The sequence below is a fragment of the Cricetibacter osteomyelitidis genome, assembly GCF_004340985.1.
In the GTDB taxonomy this organism is placed as follows: domain Bacteria; phylum Pseudomonadota; class Gammaproteobacteria; order Enterobacterales; family Pasteurellaceae; genus Cricetibacter; species Cricetibacter osteomyelitidis.
The window spans coordinates 1-4326 of sequence record NZ_SLYB01000011.1; the positions used below are offsets into that span (position 1 = coordinate 1).

A 4326-nucleotide genomic window follows, 5' to 3' on the forward strand; every position below is an offset into this window, starting at 1 on the left:
CAAAAGCCAGGCAATAGCCAAAATGATGGGTGTTCGGGTCGGTTTGATAGAATCGCCGGTAATAACCGGCCCAGAGTATTTTTTCTGACATAAGTGATTTCCTGTTTTTTATTATTCTTTATTTTTCATTGCTTCACACACCTCGCAAATCGGTTGTACAATCATATCACTTCCGGATTATTTGCCAACTATGCCTGAATGCATTTTTCCGTTTTCTAGTGCAGTCTTTTTGTCATAAATTATCGCTTAACGATATTTACACTTCTTATTACATTCTGTTAGTATGCTGACTTATTGAGAATTATTGCTAACATATCATTATAAGAATGGTCAATATTCAACCAGAAGTACCAATCCGCACTTCAACAAATTCCCGTAATTTGTTGCGGTGGTTGTTGAGTATCAGCAAAATAATGCTGCTGGTCGCAGTGTTTGTGGGTGTATTGGCACTGGCCTTTGATATCGCCATCAGTTTTTATGTGCGGAAAAATATTTACACGGATATTAATAAAGTACCCTATCGTCCTTACGGCTTAGTGCTAGGCACGGCAAAATATGTAGCCAAAGGCAAAACCAACGGGTTTTATTCCAACCGTATGGATTCCGCTAAAACCTTATTTGATCGTAAAAAAGTTGATTATCTGCTGCTCAGTGGCGATAACCGTACTGCCTATTATAATGAACCGCAGACGATGTTCCGCGATCTGAAAAAAATGGGAATTCCAGAAGAGAAACTGTTTCGTGACTATGCTGGTTTTCGCACGTTAGATTCCATCGTTCGGGCAGATCAAGTGTTTAAAGCACATTCAATAACCATTATCACACAAAAATTCCACTGTGAACGGGCGTTATTTATTGCTAAATTCTATGATATTAATGCCATTTGCTTTGCCGCCGGTGATCCGGATGTATATATTTTCACTCGCTTGCGGGAATTTTTTGCCCGTCTGCAAGCGGTTATCGATTTATTATTAGAAAAGAAACCGCACTTTTTAGGCGAACCGGAACCACTGCCGAAAGTGCGATCACAATAACCGCTCCCCGATTAATGCGTTAAACCTACCTAAAGTGCGGTAAGTTTTAACAGAATTTTATAAAATTTTGCTTTTTCAGTTGTTCTAAGTCTAAGAAATTAGGATAATAGCCAACTACTCGAAAAACGAATACGCTATGACACACTATATACTCTTAATCATCAGCACCGCTTTGATAAACAACTTTGTTCTAGTGAAATTCCTAGGGCTTTGTCCGTTTATGGGCGTGTCTAAAAAAATTGAAACCGCTATTGGAATGGGATTGGCCACCACCTTTGTGCTGACCGTGGCTTCCTTATGCTCTTATTTAGTAGAACGCTATATTTTACAACCTCTTGATGCCACCTTCTTACGCACGTTAGTATTTATTTTGGTGATTGCCGTCGTGGTGCAATTTACGGAAATGACCATTAATAAAACCAGCCCGACACTGTATCGTTTACTGGGTATTTTCCTGCCGTTGATTACCACCAACTGTGCGGTGTTAGGCGTGGCCTTATTGAATGTCAACCTTGCTCATAACTTAACAGAATCCGTCATTTACGGTTTCGGGGCCTCTCTCGGTTTTTCTTTGGTGTTAGTATTATTTGCTTCTTTACGCGAACGCTTGGCGGCGGCAGATGTGCCGCTGCCGTTTTGCGGAGCCTCTATCGCGTTGATTACAGCAGGTTTGATGTCTCTTGCCTTTATGGGTTTCACTGGGTTGGTTAGATTGTGATGACGTGGCTGACCGAACTTCCCCTGATTTATTATGTGTTGCTGATTATCACACTGTTGGCGTTGATTTTCGGCGGCATACTCGGTTTCGCCTCGACTAAACTCAAAGTGGAAGCGGATCCCATTGTGGAAAAAATTGATGCAATTCTCCCGCAAAGCCAATGCGGTCAATGCGGCTATCCCGGTTGTAAACCTTATGCACAAGCAGTGGCAAACGGCGACGATATTACCAAATGTGTACCGGGCGGTCAGCCTGTAGTGGCGAAAATCGCAGAATTACTTGGTGTCGATGTGCCGCAAACGGATTTTGATGAAACCCCTGAAGTGAAAGTTGCATTGATCCACGAAGATATGTGTATCGGTTGCACCAAATGTATTCAAGCCTGTCCGGTGGATGCCATTATCGGCACTAATAAGGCTGTGCATACCGTTGTGCCTGATCTCTGCACCGGCTGTAATTTATGCGTGCCGGTTTGCCCGACAGATTGCATTACAATGGAAAAAGTGGAAAAAAATATTGATTCTTGGGATTGGAAATTCGATCCGAAATTAGTCATTCCCGTAGCTGATATTACATCGGGACAGAAAAAAATGATTGTCGGAGAATAAGGGGAATAAAATGACTGATGATGTTTTAAGCCGTTTTAACTCCGGCAAGCTATGGGACTTCCCCGGCGGTATTCATCCGCCGGAAAACAAATCTCAATCTAACAAAACCCCAATCGGACAACTACCCTTGCCGGAGCATTTTTATGTACCGCTCAAACAGCACGCCGGAAAAGCAGGGGATTTGTTGGTTCAGACGGGTCAACAAGTATTAAAAGGGCAACCGCTCACTCAGGGCAACGGCTTGCGGGTGCTGCCGGTACACGCTCCCACTTCAGGCACGGTGATCGCTATTGCTCCCCATATTGCCGCCCACCCTTCCGGTTTGCCGGAAATGGCGGTGCATATTCAGGCAGACGGTAAAGATCAATGGATCGAGCAACAGCCTATTGACGATTTTTTAAGTCATACTCCGGAACAGCTTATTGATAAAATATACCGTGCAGGTGTTGCCGGCTTAGGTGGTGCGGTGTTCCCGACAGCGGCAAAAATCCATTCCGCAGAGAAAAAAATCAAGCTGTTGATTATCAACGGGGCGGAATGCGAGCCTTATATCACCTGCGATGATCGTTTAATGCGGGATTATCCCCTTGAAATCATTGAAGGCGTGCGGATCTTACGTTATATTCTGCGACCTGAAAAAGTGGTGATTGCCATTGAAGACAATAAACCGGAAGCGATTAAATCTTTGCAAAATGCGTTGCAAGGAGCAAATGATATTGAAATCCGTGTGATCCCCACTAAATACCCGTCCGGTGCAGCCAAACAATTAATTCAAATTCTCACCGGTCTGGAAGTGCCGAAAGGTCATCATTCATCATCTATCGGCGTGTTAATGCAAAACGTCGGAACGGCTTATGCGGTTAAACGGGCGATCATCAATGACGAACCGCTGATTGAACGGGTGGTAACGCTCACAGGCGATAAAATCAAACAAAAGGGCAATGTGTGGGTTCGCTTTGGTACGCCGATATCCCACTTACTGCAACACAGCGGTTATCAATATGATGAACGCTTCCCTGTGTTTGTGGGCGGCCCGATGATGGGATTGATGCTGCCGAGCTTGGATGCAGCGGTCAATAAACTGGCAAACTGCATTTTAGCGCCTGATCATTTTGAATATAATCCGCTGCTGCAAGAGCGTTCCTGTATCCGCTGTTCCGCTTGTTCCGATGCCTGTCCGCTGCATTTAATGCCGCAGCAGATGTATTGGTTTGCCCGTTCGGAAGATCATGAAAAATCTAAGGAATATTCGTTATTTGACTGCATTGAGTGCGGTTTATGTGCTTATGTATGTCCAAGTAATATTCCGCTGATTCAATATTTCCGCCAAGAAAAAGCCAAGATTTGGGATATTGAAACCAAAGCAAAACAGGCGGAAGAAGCCAAACAGCGTTTTGAAGCCAGAGAAGCCCGTTTAGCTAAGGAAAAACAAGAACGCGAAGCCCGCAGCCAACGTGCGGCAGAAAACCGTCGGGCGGAATTGGCTCAGGCAAAAGGTGTAGATCCTGTGCAGGCGGCTTTAGAGCGGATTAAAGCCAAACAGGCTGCCGGTGAAACCGAAAAACCGCAAATTAAAACTATTACGGCAGATAATGGTGAGATTTTACCGGATAATGCCGATATTATGGCTCAACGTAAAGCCCGTCGATTAGCTCGCCAACAAGCAGCAGAAAGGGAAAATAAAACAGAAAGTGCGGTTGAAAATTCAGCAGAATCTGTTGATCCGAAAAAAGCGGCAATCGCAGCGGCGATTGCCAGAGCTAAAGCAAAGAAAGAAGCACAGCAAGCCGCCACTCAACCTGTTGCTGAAAAAACTGAAAGTGCGGTTGAAAATTCAGCAGCATCTGTTGATCCGAAAAAAGCGGCAATTACGGCGGCGATCGCAAGAGCTAAAGCAAAGAAAGAAGCACAGCAAGCCGTTGCTCAACCTGTTGCTGAAAAAACTGAAAGTGCGGTTGAAAATTCC

The 4326-nt window shown here is 44.4% G+C and carries 4 protein-coding genes (1 of these 4 only partly in view); all 4 read left to right on the forward strand.

Annotation, left to right across the window (positions count from 1 at the left end; genetic code table 11):
* The first annotated feature begins 413 nt into the window (after positions 1 to 413).
* Positions 414 to 1034: a SanA/YdcF family protein gene (locus tag EDC44_RS06535; protein WP_131976733.1), complete on the forward strand. Its 621-nt coding sequence runs from the start codon at positions 414 to 416 to the stop codon at positions 1032 to 1034.
* A 136-nt stretch (positions 1035 to 1170) separates the two neighbouring features.
* The gene (gene rsxA, locus EDC44_RS06540; RefSeq protein ID WP_131976587.1) at positions 1171 to 1752 is read left to right on the forward strand and encodes an electron transport complex subunit RsxA; all 582 of its coding nucleotides are present in this window, start codon (positions 1171 to 1173) and stop codon (positions 1750 to 1752) included.
* A complete protein-coding gene (gene rsxB, locus EDC44_RS06545; protein ID WP_131976589.1) occupies positions 1752 to 2360 on the forward strand; it encodes an electron transport complex subunit RsxB in 609 nt (202 codons plus the stop codon). The genes rsxA and rsxB overlap by 1 nt, the downstream gene beginning before the upstream one ends.
* A gap of 10 nt (positions 2361 to 2370) precedes the next feature.
* A protein-coding gene (gene rsxC, locus EDC44_RS06550; RefSeq protein ID WP_131976591.1) for an electron transport complex subunit RsxC crosses the window boundary here: on the forward strand, positions 2371 to 4326 show its 5' portion. Its footprint extends 336 nt past the window's final position; the window shows 1956 of its 2292 coding nt (coding positions 1-1956); its start codon is at positions 2371 to 2373; its stop codon lies off the right edge, out of view.

Bases quoted from the DNA above. Each gene is read 5' to 3' on its own strand.
- EDC44_RS06535 (WP_131976733.1), top strand. From the start codon at position 414: ATGCTGCTGGTCGCAGTGTTTGTGGGTGTATTGGCACTGGCCTTTGAT.
- rsxA (WP_131976587.1), top strand. From the start codon at position 1,171: ATGACACACTATATACTCTTAATCATCAGCACCGCTTTGATAAACAAC.
- rsxB (WP_131976589.1), top strand. From the start codon at position 1,752: ATGACGTGGCTGACCGAACTTCCCCTGATTTATTATGTGTTGCTGATT.